This window comes from Citrobacter koseri ATCC BAA-895 (genome assembly GCF_000018045.1).
In the GTDB taxonomy this organism is placed as follows: Bacteria; Pseudomonadota; Gammaproteobacteria; order Enterobacterales; family Enterobacteriaceae; genus Citrobacter_B; species Citrobacter_B koseri.
Window position 1 is genome coordinate 2,013,403 of sequence record NC_009792.1, and the last position, 23,421, is coordinate 2,036,823.

At 54.4% G+C, this 23,421-nt stretch carries 17 protein-coding genes, 1 tRNA gene and 1 pseudogene; 9 read left to right on the forward strand and 10 right to left on the reverse strand.

Going from position 1 to position 23,421, the window contains the following annotated elements:
* The first annotated feature begins 199 nt into the window (after positions 1-199).
* The gene (gene ycaC / locus CKO_RS09195) at positions 200-826 is read left to right on the forward strand and encodes an isochorismate family cysteine hydrolase YcaC (RefSeq protein WP_012133028.1); all 627 of its coding nucleotides are present in this window, start codon (positions 200-202) and stop codon (positions 824-826) included.
* Positions 827-923: 97 nt separating this feature from the next.
* Here ycaC and CKO_RS09200 read toward each other — a convergent pair whose 3' ends face one another.
* The 8 genes from CKO_RS09200 to lrp all read right to left on the reverse strand — a co-directional run bounded on the left by CKO_RS09200 (position 924) and on the right by lrp (position 13,118).
* A complete protein-coding gene (locus tag CKO_RS09200) occupies positions 924-1,787 on the reverse strand; it encodes a dimethyl sulfoxide reductase anchor subunit family protein (RefSeq protein ID WP_024130480.1) in 864 nt (287 codons plus the stop codon).
* Between the two features lies 1 nt (position 1,788).
* On the reverse strand, positions 1,789-2,406 hold the full coding sequence (gene dmsB / locus CKO_RS09205; protein WP_012132456.1) for a dimethylsulfoxide reductase iron-sulfur subunit DmsB: 618 nt from the start codon (positions 2,404-2,406) through the stop codon (positions 1,789-1,791).
* A gap of 10 nt (positions 2,407-2,416) precedes the next feature.
* On the reverse strand, positions 2,417-4,861 hold the full coding sequence (dmsA, locus tag CKO_RS09210) for a dimethylsulfoxide reductase subunit A (protein ID WP_012133032.1): 2,445 nt from the start codon (positions 4,859-4,861) through the stop codon (positions 2,417-2,419).
* Between the two features lie 241 nt (positions 4,862-5,102).
* Positions 5,103-6,395 carry a serine--tRNA ligase gene (serS, locus tag CKO_RS09215; protein ID WP_012133033.1) on the reverse strand — a complete coding sequence of 431 codons (1,293 nt, stop codon included), beginning with the start codon at positions 6,393-6,395 and terminating at the stop codon, positions 5,103-5,105.
* 91 nt (positions 6,396-6,486) lie between these two features.
* Positions 6,487-7,830 carry a replication-associated recombination protein RarA gene (gene rarA / locus CKO_RS09220; RefSeq protein ID WP_024130481.1) on the reverse strand — a complete coding sequence of 448 codons (1,344 nt, stop codon included), beginning with the start codon at positions 7,828-7,830 and terminating at the stop codon, positions 6,487-6,489.
* A 10-nt stretch (positions 7,831-7,840) separates the two neighbouring features.
* Entirely contained in the window at positions 7,841-8,452 is a 612-nt protein-coding gene (gene lolA, locus CKO_RS09225) for an outer membrane lipoprotein periplasmic chaperone LolA (RefSeq protein WP_024130482.1), read from the reverse strand.
* Positions 8,453-8,574: 122 nt separating this feature from the next.
* Positions 8,575-12,489: a DNA translocase FtsK gene (gene ftsK, locus CKO_RS09230; protein ID WP_024130483.1), complete on the reverse strand. Its 3,915-nt coding sequence runs from the start codon at positions 12,487-12,489 to the stop codon at positions 8,575-8,577.
* Positions 12,490-12,623: 134 nt separating this feature from the next.
* Positions 12,624-13,118 carry a leucine-responsive transcriptional regulator Lrp gene (lrp, locus tag CKO_RS09235; protein WP_000228469.1) on the reverse strand — a complete coding sequence of 165 codons (495 nt, stop codon included), beginning with the start codon at positions 13,116-13,118 and terminating at the stop codon, positions 12,624-12,626.
* A gap of 547 nt (positions 13,119-13,665) precedes the next feature.
* Here lrp and trxB point away from each other — a divergent pair.
* The 5 genes from trxB (at position 13,666) to infA (ending at position 19,488) form a co-directional block, all read left to right on the forward strand.
* Complete coding sequence (trxB, locus tag CKO_RS09240; protein ID WP_012133038.1) at positions 13,666-14,634, forward strand: thioredoxin-disulfide reductase; 969 nt, start codon at positions 13,666-13,668, stop codon at positions 14,632-14,634.
* A 113-nt stretch (positions 14,635-14,747) separates the two neighbouring features.
* Positions 14,748-16,514, forward strand: coding sequence for a heme ABC transporter permease/ATP-binding protein CydD (gene cydD, locus CKO_RS09245; RefSeq protein WP_012133039.1), 1,767 nt, complete (start codon positions 14,748-14,750; stop codon positions 16,512-16,514).
* Positions 16,515-18,236, forward strand: coding sequence for a heme ABC transporter ATP-binding protein/permease CydC (cydC, locus tag CKO_RS09250; protein ID WP_012133040.1), 1,722 nt, complete (start codon positions 16,515-16,517; stop codon positions 18,234-18,236).
* Between the two features lie 44 nt (positions 18,237-18,280).
* Positions 18,281-18,985: a leucyl/phenylalanyl-tRNA--protein transferase gene (gene aat, locus CKO_RS09255; RefSeq protein ID WP_012133041.1), complete on the forward strand. Its 705-nt coding sequence runs from the start codon at positions 18,281-18,283 to the stop codon at positions 18,983-18,985.
* Between the two features lie 284 nt (positions 18,986-19,269).
* Entirely contained in the window at positions 19,270-19,488 is a 219-nt protein-coding gene (infA, locus tag CKO_RS09265; protein WP_001040187.1) for a translation initiation factor IF-1, read from the forward strand.
* 494 nt (positions 19,489-19,982) lie between these two features.
* Here infA and CKO_RS09270 read toward each other — a convergent pair whose 3' ends face one another.
* Positions 19,983-20,894, reverse strand: a complete 912-nt coding sequence (locus tag CKO_RS09270) for a LysR family transcriptional regulator (RefSeq protein ID WP_012133045.1) — start codon at positions 20,892-20,894, stop codon at positions 19,983-19,985.
* A 108-nt stretch (positions 20,895-21,002) separates the two neighbouring features.
* On the opposite strand from CKO_RS09270, the gene CKO_RS09275 reads away from it, so the two are divergent.
* From CKO_RS09275 to CKO_RS09285, 3 genes are all read left to right on the forward strand, one after another.
* On the forward strand, positions 21,003-21,869 hold the full coding sequence (locus CKO_RS09275) for a pirin family protein (RefSeq protein ID WP_012133046.1): 867 nt from the start codon (positions 21,003-21,005) through the stop codon (positions 21,867-21,869).
* A gap of 21 nt (positions 21,870-21,890) precedes the next feature.
* Positions 21,891-22,568, forward strand: a complete 678-nt coding sequence (locus CKO_RS09280) for an isochorismatase family protein (protein WP_012133047.1) — start codon at positions 21,891-21,893, stop codon at positions 22,566-22,568.
* Between the two features lie 146 nt (positions 22,569-22,714).
* Positions 22,715-22,802 (forward strand) — tRNA-Ser (locus CKO_RS09285).
* 136 nt (positions 22,803-22,938) lie between these two features.
* Here the strand turns inward: CKO_RS09285 and cas6f are convergent.
* A pseudogene (gene cas6f / locus CKO_RS09290) lies at positions 22,939-23,307 on the reverse strand (type I-F CRISPR-associated endoribonuclease Cas6/Csy4); the annotation flags it as partial.
* Positions 23,308-23,421 lie beyond the last annotated feature (114 nt).

A 23,421-nucleotide genomic window follows, 5' to 3' on the forward strand; every position in this document is an offset into this window, starting at 1 on the left:
CTGATTCATGGCATGAAAGAGCAGCGTCTGATAAACATCATGTTATTGTTTTAATTGACCTAAAACAAAACTGCCGCGTTTCGTTCAGTCGAAAAATTTCATGGTTCCTGCAACATCATTTTTCCGGTCTATGCTTTTGGGGAAGACAACACACCGGAATGGCTTTTGATGTAACGCTAACTCTCATCAGGAGAAGATAATGACTAAGCCTTACGTTCGTCTCGATAAAAATGATGCCGCGGTTCTTTTAGTTGATCACCAGGCGGGGCTGCTGTCTCTTGTACGAGACATCGATCCTGACAAATTCAAAAATAACGTTCTCGCACTTGGCGATTTAGCCAAATACTTCAACCTCCCCACCATCCTTACCACCAGTTTCGAAACGGGGCCAAACGGGCCGCTGGTGCCGGAATTGAAAGCACAGTTCCCCGATGCCCCCTACATTGCACGCCCCGGGAACATCAACGCGTGGGACAATGAAGATTTCGTGAAAGCCGTTAAGGCGACAGGTAAAAAGCAGCTCATCATTGCGGGGGTTGTCACGGAAGTGTGCGTGGCCTTCCCCGCCCTCTCTGCGATTGAAGAAGGGTTCGATGTGTTTGTCGTGACCGATGCGTCAGGCACCTTTAATGAAATTACCCGTCACTCCGCCTGGGATCGCATGTCGCAGGCTGGCGCGCAATTAATGACATGGTTTGGCGTGGCGTGTGAGTTACACCGCGACTGGCGTAATGATATCGAAGGTCTGGCGACGCTGTTCTCTAATCACATTCCTGATTATCGCAATCTGATGACCAGCTACGACACGTTAACTAAGCAGAAGTAAAAGACCAGGGACATATTGTCTGATGGCGCTTCGCTTATCAGGCCTACACGATCCGTAGGCCTGATAAGGCGCGAACCGCCATCCGGCATATTATGGATTAACTCGCCACCGCCATTCCCACGGTCATATGGAGCCCGTAGAATACGCCGCGACCAATCAGTTCCCCCACCAGCAGCAGGATAAACGCCACCGACAGCAGCGGAACCGCAGGTTGATAACCTTTCAACTGCGGCACAATCCAGCAGCACAGTGCCACGACCAGCACCACAATACGCCAGGCCATCAGCGAACCATAATCCGGTACGAGCGCAGAAGCCTGCTGGATGGAGCTATGAATTGTCGCCAGCTCCGCTCCCTGCATCACTGACATAATGGCGCTGACCACCAGTGCGAGGACTGAAATTACGGGCAGCAGACGCATCGCCCAGCCATCGATGCCCGCAATACGCAGCAGCAGATAACCCAGCAACGGCCCCCCCATAAACAGCGTCAGGAAGAAGCCCAGCGGCGTCCAGATGCTGTACCAGGTCGGTACGGTATCAATGCTGTTATACACGCGCACCATCATCCAGACAAAGATAACGCCCAGCACGATCGTCACAACCAGCCAGAGATTACGCAGCGCCGGAGAGAGCTTTTTCAGCACCGCCAGTAACCAGCCGATCCCGCCGACGGCAAAAAAGAGCAAGCCGCTGGCAATTTCATTACTCAATGCCGACGAGCCCACGCGGTTCAGCGAATTGAAGGCGCGCATTGGCGACCCCAGATGCAGCATAGACGCGATGAAGCCAATTCCCATTAGCACCCACAGAGCAAACATGCCGGTCAGCACACGCTGTTGAGATTCGGTACGCAACTCGCCTTTCATCAGCGCCAGAGCCAGAACGATAAAACCGCCGACCACGCACTGACCAAAAACCGTGAAGATCATCAGCGGCCATTCATGCCATCCACTTCCCATCTTACACCTCCTTCGGATTTGCCAGATAACCCGTGGTATCCCCGGTCGGGCGGCTGTTGGCGTTGGGTTTAATCACAATGTTCGGTCTGGTGAAGTGCGCGCCCGGCAGCGGCGCAACGGCCGCCAGCGTGCCATGTTTCTTCCGCAGCTCTTCTATCGGACCAAAGTCCAGCGCGCGCAGCGGGCAGGACTCGACGCAGATCGGTTTTTTGCCGTCGGCAACGCGGTCATGACAGCCGTCGCATTTGGTCATGTGGCCTTTGGCGGCGTTGTACTGCGGCGCACCGTACGGGCAGGCCATATGGCAGTAGCGACAGCCGATGCAGACGTCCTCATCCACCACCACAAAACCGTCCTCGCGTTTGTGCATCGCGCCGCTCGGGCACACTTTCGTGCAGGCCGGGTCTTCGCAGTGGTTGCAGGAAATGGAAAGATAGTAGGCAAAGACATTCTGGTGCCAGACGCCGTTATCCTCCTGCCAGTCGCCGCCCGCATATTCATAGATGCGGCGGAAGCTGACGTCCGGGGTTAAATCTTTGTAGTCTTTGCAGGCCAGTTCGCAGGTTTTGCAACCGGTGCAACGACTGGAGTCAATAAAAAATCCATATTGGGTTGTCATCGGTTACTCCTTATACCTTCTCAACCTGAACGAGGTTCGTATGGGACGGATTCCCCTTAGCGAGAGGAGAAGGACGCTGGGTCGTCAGGACGTTAATACATCCCCCCTGATCCACGCGTTTTGCATCCGGGTCATACCAGGCGCCTTCGCCCAACGCAACGACGCCCGGCATCATGCGCGGCGTCACTTTCGCCTCAATATGCAACTCGCCGCGACCGTTGAAGATACGCACTTTGTCGCCGTTGCTGATGCCGCGTTTTTGCGCGTCCATCGGGTTAATCCACATCTCCTGGCGGCAGGAAGCTTTCAGAACGTCCACGTTGCCATAGGTAGAGTGCACGCGAGATTTGTAGTGGAAGCCCGTTAATTGCAACGGATAGTCTTTGGTCAACGGATCGCTGTAGTTTTCGAAGCCCGGCGTATAGATCGGCAACGGATCGATCACATCGCCTTCCGGCAGTTCCCAGGTTGCCGCAATCTCTGCCAGCGCCTGCGAATAGATCTCGATTTTGCCCGACGGCGTTGTCAGCGGGTTAGCCTGCGGATCGTCACGGAACGCTTTATAGGCAACGTGATGACCTTCAGGGTCGCGCTGCTTAAAGATGCCCTGCTTGCGGAATGCTTCAAATGTCGGCAGTTCGGGAATAGCCTGACGCGACTGTTCGTACAGATGACGCATCCACTCTTCTTGCGTACGCCCTTCGGTAAACTGCTGCTCCACGCCGAGACGCTTCGCCAGCTCGCTGGTCATCTGATAGATAGTCTTGCACTCAAAGCGCGGTTTAATGGCCTGGTCGGTGAAAATAACGTAGGACATGTTCCCGCAGGAGGCATCCAGCGCGAAGTCCATCTGCTCAGAAGCGGTGCAGTCCGGCAGCAGAATATCGGCATATTTCGCTGAAGAGGTCATATGACAGTCGATAACGACGATCATTTCGCACTTCTTGTCATCCTGCAAAATTTCATGCGTACGGTTAATTTCGGAATGCTGGTTAATCAGGCAGTTACCGGCATAGTTCCAGATCATTTTGATGGGAACGTCGAGTTTATCTTTGCCGCGAACCCCGTCACGCAACGCCGTCATTTCCGGCCCGCGCTCAATGGCATCGGTCCATAAGAACATCGAAATGCTGGTCTCGACCGGGTTTTCCAGCGTTGGCATACGCTCAAACGGCAAATCGTAAGATCCCTCACGCGCACCGCTGTTGCCGCCGTTAATGCCGACGTTGCCGGTCAGGATCGCCAGCATAGAGATTGCGCGAGTAACGATTTCGCCGTTGGCATGACGCTGCGGCCCCCAGCCCTGGCTGATATAAGCGGGTTTGGCGCTACCGATTTCACGCGCCAGTTTTACAATGCGCGTCGCCGGGATACCGGTGATCTGCGACGCCCACTCCGGCGTCTTCGCAGTACCGTCTCTACCCTGTCCCAGAATATAGGCTTTGTAGTGACCATTTTTCGGCGCGCTGGCGGGTAAGGTTTTTTCGTCATAACCCACGCAGTATTTGTCGAGGAACGGCTGATCGACCATATCCTCGGTGATCATGACGTATGCCAGCGCATTTACCAGCGCCGCATCCGTACCCGGGCGAATCGGAATCCACTCATCCTCACGACCCGCGCCGGTATCGGTATAACGCGGATCGATAATAATCATCCGCGCATTTGATTTTTGCCGTGCCTGTTCGAGGTAATAGGTTACCCCGCCGCCGCTCATACGGGTTTCCCCCGGATTGTTACCAAACAGCACAACCAGCTTACTATTTTCAATGTCGGAAGGACTATTACCGTCCGCCCAGCCGCCGTAGGTGTAATTTAACCCGGCGGCAATTTGCGCGGATGAGTAATCGCCATAGTGGTTGAGGTAACCGCCGCAGCAGTTCATCAGCCGGGCAACCAGTGTTTTTCCTGGTGGCCAGGAGCGCGTCATCGTGCCGCCAAGCGTACCCGTACCATAGTTTAAATAGATGGATTCGTTGCCGTAGTCTTTGATAAGACGCTGCATATTGGTGGTGATAATGTCATAGGCTTCGTCCCAGCTGATGCGCTCAAACTTACCTTCACCACGCTTGCCAACGCGCTTCATTGGATATTTCAGACGATCGGGGTTATAAACCCGGCGGCGCATAGAACGCCCGCGCAGACAGGCGCGAATCTGATGCAGACCGTCATAGTTATCATCGCCCGTATTGTCCGTTTCAACATATTTGATTTCACCGTCCACCACATGCATGCGCAGCGGGCAGCGGCTTCCGCAGTTAACGGTGCAAGCGCTCCAGATAATTTTTTCGCTGGATGCGTTGGGGCTGATAGCGTCAGCCGCATTGGCGATCCGGGTAAATGGCAGAGTCAATACGCTACTGGCGATTGCCAGCCCGCCTATTGCTGTCGTTTTTACCAGGCCTCGACGAGTTACCTCAGCTGCCAGTACAGCATCGGGGATATTCGTTTTCATGATGACTCACTTTGCTTGCTCACGATTGATAAAAGCCAGACACTTCGTTATGTAGTTATTTATACAACGAATAAATCGCTATATAGTTTTGTATATAATGAATATGAGAAAAATCAGCGATAAATGCTAATCTTCATTCGAAGGTAGTATTACCCCCAAAGGGGTAACCATTCTTGTCCGGTGTCAAACAGGCATAAAAAAAAGCGCCCGGAGGCGCTTTTTAAGCAGAGAGGAGCGGGGATTAGCCGATATATTCCAGCCCGTTCATATACGGACGTAATACTTCTGGAACTTCGATGCGGCCATCAGCCTGCTGGTAGTTTTCCATCACGGCAACTAAAGTACGCCCAACCGCCAGACCGGAACCGTTCAGGGTATGAACCAGACGGGTTTTCTTGTCGGACTTACTGCGGCAGCGTGCCTGCATACGACGCGCCTGGAAATCCCATACGTTCGAGCAGGAAGAGATTTCACGATAGGTGTTCTGCGCCGGGATCCATACTTCGAGATCGTAGGTTTTACATGCGCCAAAGCCCATGTCACCGGTACACAGAACGATTTTACGGTACGGCAGACCCAGCAACTGAAGCACTTTCTCAGCATGACCGGTCATCTCTTCCAGCGCATCCATTGACTCTTCTGGACGCACAATCTGCACCATCTCAACTTTATCGAACTGGTGCATACGGATCAGACCGCGCGTGTCACGACCGTAAGAACCCGCTTCAGAACGGAAGCATGGCGTATGCGCAGTCATTTTGATCGGCAGCGCATCTTCGTCGATGATTTCATCACGCACCAGGTTAGTCAGCGGCACTTCCGCCGTCGGGATCAGCGCATAGTTGCTGCTGTCAGCCTCTTCTTCCAGCGGGCGAGTATGGAACAGATCGCCCGCAAATTTCGGCAACTGCCCTGTACCGTACAGCGTGTCGTGGTTCACCAGATACGGCACGTAGTTTTCACTGTAACCATGCTGTTCAGTGTGCAGATCCAGCATGAACTGCGACAGCGCGCGGTGCATACGGGCAATCTGCCCTTTCATTACCACAAAACGAGAACCGGTCAGTTTAACCGCAGCCGCGAAGTCGAGACCGGCGTGCATTTCACCCAGCGTCACATGATCGCGGACGTCGAAATCAAACTCACGCGGGGTTCCCCAACGGCTGACTTCAACGTTGTCGTTTTCATCTTTACCTACCGGTACATCATCAGCCGGTAAGTTAGGAATGGTCAGCGCGATATCGCGAATTTCAGCCTGTAAGCTCTCCAGCTCGGCTTTTGCCGCATCCAGCTCTTCGCCCAGCTTGTTCACTTCCAGACGTAAAGGCTCGATATCTTCCCCGCGCGCTTTCGCCTGGCCGATGGATTTCGATCGAGAGTTACGCTCTGCTTGCAGGTTTTCCGTGTTGACCTGCAAAACTTTACGACGCTCTTCAAGAGCGCGCAGCTTATCTACATCCAGCTTAAAGCCCCGGCGTGCCAGTTTTTCAGCGACTGCGTCTGGCTCATTACGCAGCAGATTGGGATCGAGCATGCTTATCCTGTGCTTATCGAATTAAAATAGGAAACGTGACCACAGCCTGCAGTCACAGGGATACAGTGCCAACATTACCGCAACGATCGCGCTAACGGTAGCGTTTTGTGGGGCTATTTTGATCCTGTTCAGCCAGCCAGGCGAGCTTTTCGCCAATCTTGCCTTCAAGACCCCTGTTTGTGGGATGATAATAGCGTGTTTGCGCTATTTCCGGCGGGAAATAAACCTCGCCTGCGGCGTAGGCGTTTGGCTCATCATGCGCGTAGCGGTATTCCTGGCCATAGCCCATTTCTTTCATCAGTTTCGTCGGCGCATTGCGCAGATGCACAGGCACATCATAATCCGGGCGTTCACGGGCATCAGCCAGCGCCGCTTTGAACGCGGTATAAACCGCGTTACTTTTCGGCGCACAGGCTAAATAAACAATCGCCTGGGCTATCGCCCGTTCCCCTTCCGCAGGGCCGACGCGGGTAAAGCAATCCCACGCAGAAATCGCCACCTGCATTGCGCGAGGATCGGCATTGCCGACGTCTTCAGAAGCAATCGCCAGGCAACGTCGGGCGACATACAGCGGGTCGCCGCCAGCAGTAATGATCCGGGCATACCAGTAAAGCGCCGCGTCCGGGGCGCTACCACGCACCGATTTATGCAATGCGGAGATGAGATCGTAAAAGCGGTCGCCTTTATTATCAAAGCGCGCGCTGCGCTCCCCGGCGATTTCGGTCAGTAATGCGGGCAATAATACTCGCTTACCGCTGTCATCCACTTCCGCCATGTCTGCCATCATTTCCAGCGTATTTAACGCCCGACGCGCATCTCCGTTCACCAGTTCGGCGATCGCCCGGCGCGTCTCGTCCGGCAGAACGATATCCTGGCCGCCATAACCACGCGCTTTGTCATCCATCGCCTGATTCAGCACCTGCTCAATATCTTCAGTCGTTAAGGATTTGAGGAGATACACGCGGGCGCGTGACAGCAAAGCCGAGTTCAGCTCGAAGGACGGGTTTTCGGTCGTCGCGCCAATAAACGTAATCGTGCCGTCTTCGATATGCGGCAGAAACGCATCCTGCTGGCTCTTGTTGAAGCGATGGACTTCATCGACAAACAGAATAGTGCGGCGCCCGGCATTACGGTTCTGGCGGGCGCGTTCAATGGCTTCACGGATCTCTTTTACGCCAGAAGTCACGGCGGAAATACGTTCGACGTCAGCATTGGCATAGCGGGCAATCACTTCGGCCAGCGTGGTTTTGCCCGTACCGGGCGGCCCCCACAAAATCATCGAGTGCAGGTGCCCGGCCTCAATTGCACGAGGCAAAGGCTTACCCGCAGCCAGCAGATGCTGCTGACCAATATACTGCGCTAAATTTTCTGGCCGCATACGCGCGGCCAGTGGCTGAAAGGTATTATCAGAAAAATCGAGCGACAGATTGCTCACTCATGCGCCTCTACTTACGTTGGTCGTCTACCGTTACACCTTGCGGCGGAGTAAAGGTAAATTTTGATGCATCGACAGCGCTATTCTGCTGAGATTTCAGCTGATAGCTGCTGCGCTGATCGTCTTGTTCCACTGCGCTGAACTGATGAATAGTCCCGTCACGACCCACATTAATGGTGAACTGTTTCAGGTTACCGCTACTGCTTTTTGGCGTCAGCACAAAGTCATCGCCATTTTGTTTGATGTTGTACTGCTGCCAGTCGCTGGACTGGTTGCGGGCTATCAGCATAAACGGCGTATTGCCCGTCGCATCTTTTAACCAGGTCGCCGTTGCCTGCTCGACAAACGGGTTAAAGAACCATAGCGTTTTCCCGTCAGAGACCAGAATGCTCTCGTCGGGCTGCGTCATATGCCAGTTAAACAGATTAGGACGCTTAACCCATAAGTCGCCCTGGCCTTCCTGAACGGCGGCGCCGCTGCCGTCAGTCACTTTTTGTGTAAAGCTGGCGTGGAAGCTGCTGACTTTATCCAGACGGCTTTTCAGATCGCTGGCGGCATCCGCCCATACGCTGCTCACCACAAAGCCGGAGAGTAATGCGCAGGTGATTGCGATTTTTTTCATCATTATTCCTCAAAATACGTCACTCCCGATGGGGAGTTCCCTCTGCTCTCTATTCCAGGCCAAAAATCAGCATGAGGAAAGAAGAAAATACTGAATTCTTATTTATTTACCGATCTTTGCAATCATTCGAACGGCGGTGGCGCCAGCACCTCGCGATTCCCGTTATGGCCTTGTTCGCTGACAATGCCCTGGGCTTCCATCTGCTCGACAATGCGCGCCGCACGGTTGTAACCGATACGGAACTGGCGCTGAACGCCAGAAATGGACGCTTTGCGTTTTTCGGTCACAAAGCTCACCGCCTGATCGAATAACGGGTCCAGCTCCTCGCCGCCGTCAAAGCCGCCGCCGCCCCCTTCGCTTTCGCTATCCGAGGTGATGCCGTCAATGTATTGCGGGCGACCACGCGCTTTCCAGTCCTGCACCACCGCATGCACTTCCTGGTCGCGGACAAACGCGCCATGAACACGTACCGGCATGGTCGAGTTCGGGCCGGAATAAAGCATATCCCCCATCCCCAGCAGGGACTCCGCGCCGCCCTGATCGAGGATCGTGCGTGAGTCGATCTTACTGGATACGGTAAAGGCGATACGCGTCGGAATGTTGGCCTTAATCAGACCGGTAATAACGTCAACCGACGGGCGCTGAGTCGCCAGCACCAGGTGAATACCTGCGGCACGCGCTTTCTGCGCCAGACGCGCAATCAGCTCTTCAACTTTCTTACCGACGGTCATCATCAGATCGGCGAATTCATCGACCAGAACCACGATATACGGCAGTTTTTCCAGAACCGGATGCTGGGCATCCATGCTGTCGCCCGGCTTCCAGTACGGGTCTGGAATCGGACGCCCCATCCGTGCCGCTTCGGCAATTTTCTCGTTATAGCCCGCCAGATTACGCACGCCAAGCGCCGACATCAGCTTATAGCGGCGTTCCATTTCATTAACGCTCCAGCGCAGTGCGTTGGCGGCGTCTTTCATATCGGTAACCACTTCGGTCAGCAGATGCGGAATGCCTTCATAGACCGAAAGTTCCAGCATTTTCGGGTCAATCATGATGAAACGCACGTCTTCCGGCTGCGCTTTATACAGCATGCTGAGGATCATGGCATTGACCCCAACCGATTTACCGGAACCCGTCGTCCCCGCAACCAGCAGATGAGGCATTTTCGCCAGATCGGCCACAACCGGATCGCCAGCGATATCTTTACCCAGCACCACGGTGAGCGGCGACGGATTCTCGCGGAATTTAGCGTTATCCAGCACTTCACGCAGGTAGACGGTCTGACGTTTTTTGTTCGGCAGTTCGAGGCCCACGTAAGGCTTACCAGGGATCACTTCTACCACGCGTACCGCAACGGTTGACAGTGAACGCGCGAGATCGCGTGACAGGTTAGAAATACGCGCGGCTTTCACGCCCGGCGCCAGATTCAACTCAAAACGGGTAATAACAGGCCCTGGGGAATAGTTCACCACGTCAGCTTTAATGCGGAAATCCGCCAGCCGCGCTTCGACCAGGCGCGCCATTTGTTCCAGCGCGAAAGTATCGACCGGTTCCACTGCGCTCGGCGGCGGCGTCAGCAGATCCAGCGACGGCAGCGGCGTGGTAGGTTTCTGCAACGGACGACTGTCGCCATTACGCATCAACAACGGATGGATCAGGCTTTCCTGCGGCTGTGGCGCGGCCGGTTGTTGCGGCTGTTGATACGGTTGCTGCGGCGCGACGGGCTGCTGTGGTTGTTGATACTGTTGCTGTGGCGCAACCGGCTGCTGATACTGCTGCTGTGGCGCAACCGGCTGTTGCGGCTGCTGATACTGTTGCTGTGGCGCGACGGGCTGCTCAGGCATCACGCCGGGAGTAAACAACGGCTCATGCGGGCCTTCATCTACCAGCGCTTTCATCGGCGAGAATTCAAAATCATCCAGCGAGAACGGATGGGCTCCCGCAGGCTGTTCCCCGGCATAGCGCTGCTGCTGTGAAGAGGCAAACTGGCGAGCCAGTTCAGCTTCTGCTGCATCCTCATCTTCTGCCTGAGGAGCATCATGTTGATATTCGGAACCATAACGATGCTGCTGAGACTGGGCGAACTGACGTGCCAGCTCATCCTGCTGCATCTCATCAATTTCATCATCGCTATACTGCGTTTCGGCATCATACTGATGACGCCCCGCCGCACGCGCTTTCTCTTCCGCGATACGCTGAGACGGTAATTTTATGCCATACGAGGCCAGCTCACGGCGGGTCGGAACGCGAACGCGGTTAGGGCGAGGCAGTTGCGGGCCAATCCCCTCTTTAACCTGTGGGCGTGGCGCACCACCGCTTACCGGGCTAAACGCAGGTGCAGCGGATGCCGCCGCGCCTGCGGCCAGCGTTGCATCTTTGACGCCTGCCGCCAACGGCGCAACCGCGGCAACGGATTCAACAGGCGGCACAGAAGCTGCTGTCGGTGCCGATGGTTTAACCGGCTCCGGCGCTTTCGCTGGCTCAGGAATCGGCTGATACCATGCAGCCAGTTGCTCACGCTCACGTGCGCGTTTCTCTTCCACTTCTTCAAAGTAGTAGAGCGGCGGACGAGCGGGTTTAATTTCTTCCGCTACAGGCTCAGGCTCCACCGCAGACGGCGGCTCAACAGCGGGCTGCTGCTGATAATACGTATCCTGAACCGGTTCCTGCGGGTAAGCCGATTGCGGCTCGAAAGTCGGCTCGTGTTGATAAACAGGCTCTTGCGGATAAACCGGCTCAGGGTGCCAGGGTTGTTCCGCCGCAGGTTCCTGCACCTGCGGCACAGGCTGTTCATACGCGTGTTCAGCGTAATACTGCGCTTGCGGCTCGGTCGGCGCAGGCTGCTGCCACGGTTCATGATGTGGCGCTTGCGGCTGCGCATATTGTGGTTGCGGCGGATAACTTTCCGGCGCGGGTGCAATGACCGGTTCGCCGGTTTGCGGCCCCGGAACAGGCTGCCATTCCACCACCGGTTGCGCAGACGCGGCTTCAGCACCCGGCACCGACGGTGCAGACATAACCGGATCGACAGGCGCCGCCCAGGCTTGCGTTGCCGTTGTCGCCGCAGCAGCGGAGGCAACAGGCTCCGTGACCGAATGCCCATTCAGCAGAGGATCGTATTCCTCATATTCCGGCTGCGTCGCACGATGGCCGGAGAACAGCACATCATCAGGATCGGCGGCCACGCCACGCGCGCTGTATTCGATATCGTCTTCATCATCCATACGCTTGCCGGAGAAAAGCGCCGCATCCGTGTGTCGCCCACGCGGATTGCTGAACTTCTCTGCCAACCGCTTACGGCGCGCCAGTGCGCCACGAAGGATGCGCGCACGTCGGGATTCGCGCTGTGCGCCCACCGCTTCATCTTCGTATTCGTCATCATCTTCATACTCGTCGTCATCGACCCAGGTGTCATCGCGGCGAGTACGGTTGCTGGCGAAAGTGAGAATATTCAGCAGCCAGCCACCCAGTTTTTCTGCAATGCTCACCCAGGACCAGCCGGTGAAGAGCGTCAGACCGGCTGCCCAGACGCACAGCAGCGTAATCGTTCCCCCGCTGCTGTGCAGCAGAGGCTGAAGCGTGGTGCTTAACAGGCTGCCAATGACGCCGCCGGACGCGAAGTACCAGATATCATCAGCATTAATTGCGGCTAATCCGCAGGAGGTAAGAATCAACGCCAGGACGCCGATAATGCGCAGCGACACGGCAAAATAGTCGATGTAATCGTCGTTGCTCTGGTGCCGCCAGGCAAACCAGCAGCCGCCAACGATAATCACCGGGATGGTGTAGGCCATCACGCCAAAGATAAAGAACAGCGTGTCAGCCAGCCATGCGCCCGGCGCGCCGCCCAAATTATGGATAGGCTCATGCCATGCGGTTTGCGACCAACTGGGATCTGAAGGGTTAAAGCTAAGTAAGGCTGCCATCAACCAGACGGCAAAAAGGGCAATAAGGATCAGCAACGCTTCCAGAAGTCGGCGCCCGCTGCTTAACTTTTTCAATGTGACTTCTTTGTCTTCAGTGTATTCCTGGCTCAAAAAAGGCTCTCCAGGTTTCGGGCTTTTCCTGCCCGATGCTAAAACGGACAACAGCACCGGGTTGCCCCGGCACTGTTGCTGTATGGATTAACAGGAGTGTAATCAAACTACGTCGATTTTGCACCTGTTCCGTGTTAGCGCGTCTTAATTACCAGACGATTGCTCTGTTTGACTTCTTCCATTACCACGTAAGTACGTGTGTCATTCACGCCAGGCAGACGCAGCAGGGTTTCACCCAGCAGCTTACGGTACGCTGACATATCCGGCACGCGTGTTTTCAACAGGTAGTCGAAATCACCGGAAACTAAATGACACTCTTGAATTTCTTCAAGTTTTTGTACTGCGGCGTTAAATTGTTCAAACACATCTGGAGCGCCACGATTCAGAGTAATCTCAACAAAAACCAGAAGTGATGCATCCAGATAATGCGGGTTTAACAGCGCCGTATAGCCCTGAATAAAACCCTGTCTTTCCAGCCGACGGACACGCTCAAGGCAAGGCGTCGGTGAAAGTCCCACTCGTTTAGAAAGCTCGACGTTAGAAATACGCCCATCCTTTTGCAACTCATTAAGAATGTTACGATCGATACGGTCGAGATCTTTGCCAGGGCGCTTCTTGCTATCTACCATTATTATTGTCTCTCTGTATTCCTTCCCTACTCCTGCCTGACTCTACTAACATCACTGTTCAGAGTCGATGCCCATCACAATAGACCGAACCCAGAGGGATTAACGGCGCGCAATGCCAGGGCCTATGGTGAGAAGACCGTTGCCGGATGGCAGCTATCGACATCACGAATGGCGTCTGTCCACGCCATGCGTAGATTTCACTAGCCCGGTAAACATGGTGCTTATATGCATGATTATGCAGCACACACATAACACTGTTTTTTTCTTCCAGAAGATGTTTTCGCAAAACAGCAGGGGATTGTCAAAGCAAAACATCGATTTTTAGTACAACATGCCAGTTATTCATTAAGAGCGGCGCTAAATCGTCATTTTATCACCTTATAACTGACCGATTTTAAGTAGAAAGCGTTATATCGCAGCTCTAAATCCGCCCATTCATCGGTTCCTGCTATTACACATATTGTTAACAAAATCGCTATACTCTTTTTTTACGTCTGCAAATTCCCTACAATCCTGCCCATTGCCTGCCAACAACTATGGGGATCTCATGGGCACGACCAAACACAGTAAACTGCTTATCCTGGGTTCTGGACCGGCGGGATATACCGCTGCGGTCTACGCTGCGCGCGCAAACCTGCAACCGGTTCTGATTACCGGTATGGAGAAAGGCGGTCAACTGACCACCACGACGGAAGTGGAAAACTGGCCTGGCGATCCGAACGATCTGACCGGGCCGCTGTTGATGGAGCGCATGCACGAACATGCGACGAAATTTGATACTGAAATCATCTTCGATCACATCAATAGCGTGGATCTGCAAAACCGTCCTTTCCGTCTGACCGGCGACAGCGGCGAATACACCTGCGATGCGCTGATCATCGCAACCGGCGCTTCCGCACGCTACCTCGGCCTGCCGTCTGAAGAAGCATTTAAAGGCCGTGGCGTGTCTGCCTGCGCCACCTGCGACGGTTTCTTCTATCGCAACCAGAAGGTCGCGGTCATCGGCGGCGGCAACACGGCGGTTGAAGAAGCGTTATACCTGGCGAACATCGCCGCTGAAGTGCATTTGATTCACCGTCGCGACGGCTTCCGCGCCGAAAAAATTCTGATCAAGCGCCTGATGGATAAAGTGGAAAACGGCAACATCGTGCTGCACACCCACCGCACTCTGGAAGAGGTGACCGGCGATCAGATGGGCGTTACCGGTTTGCGTCTGCGTGATACGCAAAACCCGGACAACATTGAATCCCTTGACGTTGCAGGCCTGTTTGTCGCCATCGGCCACAGCCCGAACACCGCGATTTTTGAAGGTCAGCTCGAACTGGAAAACGGCTATATCAAAGTCCAGTCCGGCATCCACGGTAACGCCACGCAGACCAGCGTTCCCGGCGTGTTCGCCGCAGGCGACGTGATGGACCATATTTATCGTCAGGCAATCACCTCAGCGGGCACAGGTTGCATGGCGGCGCTGGACGCTGAACGCTACCTTGACGGTCTGGCTGACGCGTGCAAATAGTTTTTACAAATCAGTAACAAAAGTAAAAAAGGCGACTATAAGTCGCCTTTATTTTTGCCCCGTTGTAACATTGCCGTGCCAAAAATTCCGATAACTCACCTGCTAAGCGTGCAATGAATAAAACCCGTCAAAAAGAATTGACCCGCTGGTTAAAACAGCAAAGTGTAATTTCCCAACGTTGGCTGAACATTTCACGCCTGTTGGGTTTCGTGAGTGGCGTACTGATTGTCGCTCAGGCCTGGATCATGGCTCGCATTCTCCAGCACATGATCATGGACAATATTCCCCGCGAAGCCCTCCTGCTCCCCTTCATCGTACTGATGTTGGTGTTTGTCCTGCGCGCCTGGGTGGTCTGGCTGCGCGAGCGGGTGGGTTTTCATGCCGGGCAGCATATCCGATTTGAGATCCGCCGCCAGGTGCTGGATCGCCTGCAACAGGCAGGGCCAGCCTGGATTCAGGGTAAACCGGCTGGTAGCTGGGCGACGCTGGTGCTGGAGCAGATTGACGATATGCATGATTACTATGCCCGCTATCTGCCGCAAATGGCGCTTGCTGTCTGCGTTCCCTTGTTGATTGTGGCGGCGATCTTCCCGTCAAACTGGGCCGCCGCGCTGATTTTGCTCGGCACCGCACCGCTGATCCCATTATTTATGGCGATGGTGGGAATGGGCGCCGCCGACGCTAACCGCCGTAATTTCCAGGCGCTTGCCCGCCTGAGCGGGCATTTCCTCGACCGCTTACGCGGTATGGAAACGCTGCGCATCTTCGGGCGCGGTGAAGCAGAAACGGAAAGCATTCGTGTCGCTTCACAAGATTTTCGCCAGCGCACAATGGAAGTCCTGCGTCTCGCCTTTTTATCCTCCGGGGTACTGGAGTTCTTCACGTCGCTGTCCATTGCTCTGGTCGCGGTTTATTTCGGTTTCTCCTACCTCGGCGAACTTAATTTCGGCCATTACGGGACAGGCGTCACGCTTGCCGCCGGCTTCCTGGCGCTGATTCTGGCGCCGGAGTTTTTCCAGCCACTGCGCGATCTGGGCACCTTTTACCATGCCAAAGCGCAGGCGGTAGGTGCGGCTGACAGCCTGAAAACCTTTATGGAAACACCTCTCGCTCACCCGGAACGCGGCGATGTCGAACTTTCCGGGAAAGAACCGGTAACCCTTGAAGCGCAGGATCTGATAATTACCTCGCCGGAAGGTAAAACGCTTGCCGGACCGCTGAATTTCACACTGGCCGCAGGTCAGCGCGCCGTACTGGTTGGTCGCAGCGGTTCAGGAAAGAGTTCGCTGTTAAACGCGCTGTCTGGCTTTCTCTCTTATCAGGGCTCCCTGTGCATTAACGGCGTTGAACTTCGTGATTTATCCCCGGAATCCTGGCGAAAACATCTCTCCTGGGTGGGGCAAAACCCACAATTACCGGCTGGCACGCTCCGTGAAAACGTCCTGCTTGCCCGCCCGGATGCCAGTGAACAAGCGCTACAGGCGGCTCTCGACAGCGCCTGGGTCAGTGAGTTTTTACCTCTGTTGTCGCAAGGTGTAGACACGCCGACTGGCGATCACGCGGGTCGCCTTTCCGTCGGTCAGGCGCAGCGGGTTGCGGTTGCCCGCGCCCTGCTGAATCCCTGCAAATTGTTGTTGCTGGATGAACCCGCCGCCAGTCTGGATGCCCACAGCGAGCAGCGTGTAATGCAGGCGCTGAATGCCGCATCAAAACGCCAGACCACGCTGATGGTAACGCATCAGTTAGAAGATCTTGCCGACTGGGACGTGATCTGGGTTATGCAGGACGGGCAAATCATCGAGCAAGGTGATTATGCCCAACTCAGCAGCGCCAACGGCGCGTTTGCGACACTATTGGCTCATCGTCAGGAGGACATTTAAATGCGTGCCTTGCTACCGTATCTGACGCTGTATAAACGTCATAAGTGGATGTTAACGCTCGGTATTATTCTGGCCATCGTCACGCTACTGGCCAGTATCGGTTTGCTGACGCTCTCTGGCTGGTTCCTCTCCGCTTCAGCCGTAGTCGGTGTGGCGGGTATCTATAGCTTTAACTACATGCTGCCGGCTGCTGGCGTACGCGGTGCGGCGATCACCCGTACTGCGGGCCGGTATTTCGAGCGTCTGGTCAGCCATGACGCCACCTTCCGCGTATTGCAACATTTGCGTATTCATACGTTCAGCAAGCTGCTGCCGCTCTCCCCTGCTGGTCTTGCCCGCTATCGTCAGGGCGAGCTGCTGAACCGCGTCGTCGCCGATGTCGATACGCTGGATCACCTCTACCTGCGCGTTATTTCTCCGCTGGTTGGCGCGTTTGTGGTGATTATGGTGGTCACGCTGGGGCTGAGTGTTCTCGATTTCACCCTCGCGATTACGCTGGGTGGCATTATGCTGCTGACGCTGTTTATTATGCCTCCGCTCTTCTATCGCGCCGGAAAAAGCACCGGGCAGAACTTAACCCATTTACGCGGTCAGTATCGCCAGCAGTTAACCGCCTGGCTACAGGGTCAGGCGGAACTGACAATATTTGGCGCCAGCTCGCGCTATCGGGCACAAATGGAAGCCACGGAATTACAGTGGCATGAAGCCCAGCGACGTCAGTCTGAATTAACGGCGCTATCCCAGGCCTTAATGCTGCTGATTGGCGCACTGGCGGTAATGCTAATGTTATGGATGGCTTCCGGCGGCGTCGGCAATAACAGCCAGCCTGGCGCGCTGATAGCACTGTTTGTCTTTTGCGCACTGGCGGCATTTGAAGCGCTTGCCCCCGTTACCGGCGCGTTTCAACATCTTGGCCAGGTCATCGCCTCTGCGCTGCGTATTACCGAACTGACCGAGCAGCAGCCTGAAGTGACCTTCCCGGATGACGAAGCAGCGGCTCCCCGGCAGGTAACGCTGACGCTGCGTGACGTTTCATTCAGTTACCCGGAGCAGCCGCAAAAAGCGCTGGATGCCCTTTCTCTGCAAGTCGCGCCCGGAGAACATATCGCTATTCTCGGACGCACTGGCTGCGGGAAATCGACATTGCTGCAACTGCTCACCCGCGCCTGGGACCCGCAGAGCGGCGATATTCTGCTTAACGATCAACCGATTTCAACGCTGGATGAAGCAGCCCTGCGTCGCACCATTAGCGTGATGTCGCAGCGAGTACACCTGTTCAGCGCCACATTGCGTGACAACCTGCTGCTGGCAGCGCCAGACGCAAACGACGATACGCTCTCAGAGATGCTGCGCCGTGTCGGGCTGGAAAAGCTGCTGGAGGATGGCGGACTTAACAGCTGGCTAGGCGAAGGCGGACGTCAGCTGTCAGGCGGCGAGCTTCGTCGTCTGGCTATCGCCCGTGCCCTGCTGCACGATGCGCCGCTCATGCTGCTCGATGAACCCACTGAGGGGCTGGACGCGACAACCGAAAGCCAGATGCTTGAATTGCTGGCAAAGGTTATGCGCGGGAAAACCGTTTTAATGGTCACGCACCGTCTGCGCGGGTTGTCACGTTTTGATCAAATAATAGTGATGGACAACGGGCAAATTATTGAGCAAGGTAATCACGCAGATCTGTTAGCCAGGCAGGGTCGTTATTACCAGTTTAAGCAACGTCTGTAAGCTATTATTGAACGATCCGACTTGCGTACTGGAGTTCTGCGGTCATGCGCCTGGTTCAGCTTTCTCGCCACTCAATCGCCTTCCCCTCGCCGGAAGGCGCGTTACGTGAACCCAATGGTTTATTGGCGCTTGGTGGCGATCTCAGCCCTGCCCGCTTATTGATGGCCTATCAGCGGGGTATTTTCCCGTGGTTTTCACCGGGCGACCCGATTCTTTGGTGGTCACCCGATCCTCGCGCTATTTTGCAGCCTGAAACATTACACATCAGCCGCAGCATGAAGCGTTTTCACAAACGATCGCCCTATCGCGTCACGCTTAATTATGCGTTTGGTCAGGTTATTGAAGGCTGCGCCAACGATCGTGACGAAGGAACCTGGATCACGCGCGATGTCGTGGAAGCGTATCACCGCTTACATGAGCTGGGGCATGCGCATTCCATCGAAGTATGGCGACACAACGCGCTCGTCGGCGGCATGTATGGCGTTTCACAAGGCACCCTGTTTTGCGGCGAATCGATGTTCAGTCGCCAGGAGAACGCCTCCAAAACCGCGCTGCTTGTTTTTTGCGCTGAATTTATTCGTCAGGGTGGAAAATTAATCGACTGCCAGGTGCTGAATAGCCACACGGCATCGCTTGGCGCTGTCGAAATTCCCCGCAGGCAATACCTTGAACATCTGGGATCATTACGGCAACAGCGATTACCGGGTCATTTCTGGGTGCCGCGCACGTTATTTTCGCCTCAGGCGTGAATGTTTTCGGCACATTTTTTGTCAGGGTGTTATAATTGTGCCGCAGAGCAGGTTATGCCCATTACCCCGCCGCCGTTAAGGAACCGTTCGCGTCAGGTAACGCCCATCGTTTATCTCATCGCTCCCTTATACGTTGCGCTTCAAGTGCGGCTTTGCCGTGTTTTTCGGAGTAATGCGCCAAACCTGATTTGCTGCGTTTTAAACGCGCAAATCTTTACTTATTTAAAGAACTTCGGCATTATCTTGCCGGTTCAAATTACGGTAGTGATACCCCAGAGGATTAGATGGCCAAAGAAGACAATATTGAAATGCAGGGTACCGTTCTCGAAACGTTACCTAATACCATGTTCCGCGTAGAATTAGAAAACGGTCACGTGGTTACTGCACACATCTCCGGTAAAATGCGTAAAAACTACATCCGCATCCTGACGGGCGACAAAGTGACTGTTGAACTGACCCCGTACGACCTGAGCAAAGGCCGCATTGTCTTCCGTAGTCGCTGATTGTTTTCACGCCCGGGTGGCGTAAAGATAAAAAAAGGTCGGTTTATCCGGCCTTTTTGTTGTCCCTTTCCTGCATGAATACCGTTGATGCGAATTAACATTATTTTTATTCCCCGCAGCGTCCCTTCCTTCTACATTCAATACTGAACTGCCTGTACGGCAGTGAACGAAACGCTACGGCGAACAACGGTGATCAACTTTTTCTAAGCTGCCTGTACGGCAGTGAACAACTTGGCGTGCTGATGGGCGAAGTTCTGCGATTTCTAAGCTGCCTGTACGGCAGTGAACACAGTGTAATTCAGGTTCGACGCTGGTTTAACGTTTCTAAGCTGCCTGTACGGCAGTGAACAGGAATAATATCAGACAATCACGTTGATTTATTGAAGAAAAACGCAACGTCTTCCTGTCAGACCCTTTTTCACCCAAGTTATATATATAAAATAAAATCAATAAGTTAGTAACATGAAATAAAAAAGGGTATATTGCGCTCTGTTTTAATCCTCCACCATCCGCGCATACTCTTCTGTCAAAAAATCCACCAGCGCGCGTACGGACGGCAATAATCCACGGCGGGACGGGAATACCGCATGAATCACCTCTCTTCTGGGTTCCCATCCTTCCAGCAAGGCAACCAGCTCCCCCGCAGCCAGTTGGTCTTTCACCATTAAAACAGGTAACTGAACGAGGCCGACGCCCGCAACGGCCGCTTCACGCAGCGCCAGCATGTCTGTAGTGATCAAACGCGGTGTAAAGTGAACTTCAGCGCGCGCGCCCTGTGGACCAAAGAGTTCCCAACGGTGGATATGTTTACCTGAAGCCAGGCTCAGTCCGGGCCAGTGATGCAGTTCTGCTGGCGAAGAAGGATTCCCCATACGCTGTACCAGCGCCGGGCTGGCAAACAAACGGTGCCCCCTGTCCGCCAGCACGCGCATCACCAGATCGCTGTCTTCAAAAGGACGCGGCCGGACGCGAATTGCAACGTCAATGCCCTCGCCAACCACGTCAACACGGCGGTTGGTTGCTTCAAGTTGTAACGACACATCGGGATAACGCGCCATAAACTTCGCCAGCATTGGGCCGATATGTACATGTAGCAACGTCACTGGACATGTCAGTTTTACAATGCCGCGCGGCTCGACCTGTAAGGCGGCTATCGCATCCTGCGCCGCCTGTGCTTCCACCAGCATTGCCTTACAATGTTCATAAAAGGTCTGCCCGACTTCAGTGACATTAAATTGCCGCGTGGTTCGTTGAATAAGGCGAACGCCCAGCCGTTCCTCCAGTTGCGCAATACGTCGGCTAAGCTTTGACTTTGGTTCATCCAGCGCTCGCCCTGCCGCCGCAAATCCCCCCTCCTCGACGACATGAACAAACCACGCAAAATCATTGAGATCCGGTTTTGTCATTACATTGTCCTGTTTATAGAACGGTAAGGTCTATTTTAGCGACTACTCAGATCATTGTCATAGATATAAGCTTATTTACATCAAGACAACGCCACCGAGGAGACCACCATGAAACAGATTACAGGCGTCTATACCGCACCTCGCCCGCACTGGGTTGGCGATGGATTTCCGGTTCGTTCGCTCTTCTCTTATCAGTCCCATGCAGAGCAGTTAAGCCCGTTCCTGCTGCTGGACTATGCCGGGCCGCATACCTTTGCCCCTGGCGCCGAAAACGAAAAACGTGGAGTGGGAGAACACCCGCATCGCGGCTTTGAAACCGTCACGATTGTTTACAGCGGCGAAGTTGAGCACCGCGATTCAACAGGCCGCGGCGGCGTCATCGGCCCTGGCGATGTGCAGTGGATGACCGCAGGCGCAGGCATTTTGCATGAAGAGTTTCATTCTTCAGCCTTTACCCAACAGGGAGGCAAGCTGGAAATGGTGCAACTGTGGGTGAACCTGCCCGCGAAAGACAAAATGGCGGTGCCGGGTTATCAAAGCATCAGCAGCGATCTCATCCCTGCCGTAACGCTGCCTGACGAAGCCGGAACCGCGCGCATTATTGCGGGCCGCTATCAGGATGTGAAAGGCCCGGCGCATACCTTCTCGCCGTTGAATGTCTGGGATATGCGCCTGCAACGCGATCGTCATCTTACGCTGCCCGTCGCTGAAGGGTGGAGCACCGCGCTGGTCGTCCTGAAAGGAAGTATTACGGTGAATGGCACAACACCGGTAAATGAAGCGCAACTGGTGGTGTTAAGCCAGGAAGGTGAAAACCTGTATCTCGAAGCCAGTAGCGATGCCAGCGTTCTGCTGTTGTCAGGCGAGCCGCTGAATGAACCCATTGTCGGTTACGGCCCATTTGTCATGAACACAAAACAAGAAATCGCAGAAGCCGTACGCGATTTCAACTCCGGCCGTTTTGGCCAAATCTGAAAACATTGAGGAGTACACAATATGTCCAGTCCTGCTAATTTTAATGGTTTGCGCCCGGTAATTGACGTTAACGATTCCGTTATGCTGTTAATCGACCACCAGAGCGGGCTTTTCCAGACCGTTGGTGATATGCCAATGCCTGAATTGCGCGCCCGTGCGGCCGCGCTGGCCAAAATGGCGACCTTGTCGAAGATGCCGGTCATTACGACGGCATCTGTACCGCAGGGACCGAACGGCCCGCTGATCCCGGAGATCCACGCCAATGCACCGCACGCGCAGTATATTGCCCGTAAAGGCGAGATCAACGCCTGGGATAACGCTGATTTCGTCCAGGCGGTAAAAGCGACCGGCCGTAAAACGCTGATCATCGCCGGCACGATTACCAGCGTTTGCATGGCATTCCCGGCGATTAGCGCAGTCGCGGAAGGTTATAAAGTGTTTGCTGTCATTGATGCTTCCGGCACCTACAGCAAAATGGCCCAGGAAATCACGCTGGCACGCGTTGTTCAGGCTGGCGTCGTACCGATGGATACCGCCGCAGTGGCTTCTGAGTTGCAGGGCACCTGGAACCGTGAAGACGCAGCAGAGTGGGCTGAGGTCTACACCAAAGTGTTCCCGGCGTATCAGTTGTTGATCGAGAGTTACAGCAAAGCGCAGGAAGTGGTGAAAAACGGTGAGATACTGGATTCACAGCGCTAATCGTATTCCCTGCTCCCCCAGGGCAGGGAATATGTTCATTGCGTAACCAAACGATAATTAAAGCGTAAATTCTGCTTGACCGTTTTGGCGCAACTCCCTATAGTAGCGCCCCGTTGCCCCCAAGCGGTCAGGCAGCAATACAATATGGTGAGGTGTCCGAGTGGCTGAAGGAGCACGCCTGGAAAGTGTGTATACGGCAACGTATCGGGGGTTCGAATCCCCCCCTCACCGCCATATTCAGAAAAGAGCTCGTACGAAAGTACGGGCTTTTTTTTCGCATGTTGCACATCGCCGGATGGCGGCGCTCGCGCCTTATCCGGCCTACGAGTGGCGCTCTGTAGGCCTGATAAGCGAAGCGCCATCAGGCTTCTCAGAACCAGGGAATGGTCGCCGTAGAACTTAATCCATAGCTTGTGAATGTCCCGCTAACAGGTTCAGAACGCAGTTCACTGTGGCGAATAAACACCCGAAATTGTTGCTGATTCGACAAGCTCTTAACGTTCAGGTAAGGCAAATCGCTATGCTGTTCGGTTGACTCCACCAGGCGCAGTTGCGCCTGCTCTTCCGTCAACCATCCCTTCCTGACGGAACGCCGCAATAACCGTTGTGGACTGCTTTTCACCTGCACCCGACTCACCGTGCGCCAGCCTTTTACAGCCGGAACAGGGGTTATCGCCATACACTGGCAATAATCATTCAGCCCCTTACGCCATGAACCAGCCTCAAGTTCCTGTAACGCTTTTCTAAGCTATCTGTACGGCAGTGAACTGAAGCTGTTCGTCGCTATCATGGTGTTAATAAAGAAAAATATAAACACATAAAAATCATAGCGTTAAAAAACACTCAAAAAAAG

Bases quoted from the DNA above. Each gene is read 5' to 3' on its own strand.
- cydC (WP_012133040.1), top strand. From the start codon at position 16,515: ATGCGTGCCTTGCTACCGTATCTGACGCTGTATAAACGTCATAAGTGG.
- aat (WP_012133041.1), top strand. From the start codon at position 18,281: ATGCGCCTGGTTCAGCTTTCTCGCCACTCAATCGCCTTCCCCTCGCCG.
- CKO_RS09275 (WP_012133046.1), top strand. From the start codon at position 21,003: ATGAAACAGATTACAGGCGTCTATACCGCACCTCGCCCGCACTGGGTT.
- ycaC (WP_012133028.1), top strand. From the start codon at position 200: ATGACTAAGCCTTACGTTCGTCTCGATAAAAATGATGCCGCGGTTCTT.
- trxB (WP_012133038.1), top strand. From the start codon at position 13,666: ATGGGCACGACCAAACACAGTAAACTGCTTATCCTGGGTTCTGGACCG.
- dmsA (WP_012133032.1), bottom strand. From the start codon at position 4,861: ATGAAAACGAATATCCCCGATGCTGTACTGGCAGCTGAGGTAACTCGT.
- lolA (WP_024130482.1), bottom strand. From the start codon at position 8,452: ATGAAAAAAATCGCAATCACCTGCGCATTACTCTCCGGCTTTGTGGTG.
- CKO_RS09200 (WP_024130480.1), bottom strand. From the start codon at position 1,787: ATGGGAAGTGGATGGCATGAATGGCCGCTGATGATCTTCACGGTTTTT.
- infA (WP_001040187.1), top strand. From the start codon at position 19,270: ATGGCCAAAGAAGACAATATTGAAATGCAGGGTACCGTTCTCGAAACG.
- lrp (WP_000228469.1), bottom strand. From the start codon at position 13,118: ATGGTAGATAGCAAGAAGCGCCCTGGCAAAGATCTCGACCGTATCGAT.
- cydD (WP_012133039.1), top strand. From the start codon at position 14,748: ATGAATAAAACCCGTCAAAAAGAATTGACCCGCTGGTTAAAACAGCAA.
- CKO_RS09270 (WP_012133045.1), bottom strand. From the start codon at position 20,894: ATGACAAAACCGGATCTCAATGATTTTGCGTGGTTTGTTCATGTCGTC.
- serS (WP_012133033.1), bottom strand. From the start codon at position 6,395: ATGCTCGATCCCAATCTGCTGCGTAATGAGCCAGACGCAGTCGCTGAA.
- dmsB (WP_012132456.1), bottom strand. From the start codon at position 2,406: ATGACAACCCAATATGGATTTTTTATTGACTCCAGTCGTTGCACCGGT.
- CKO_RS09280 (WP_012133047.1), top strand. From the start codon at position 21,891: ATGTCCAGTCCTGCTAATTTTAATGGTTTGCGCCCGGTAATTGACGTT.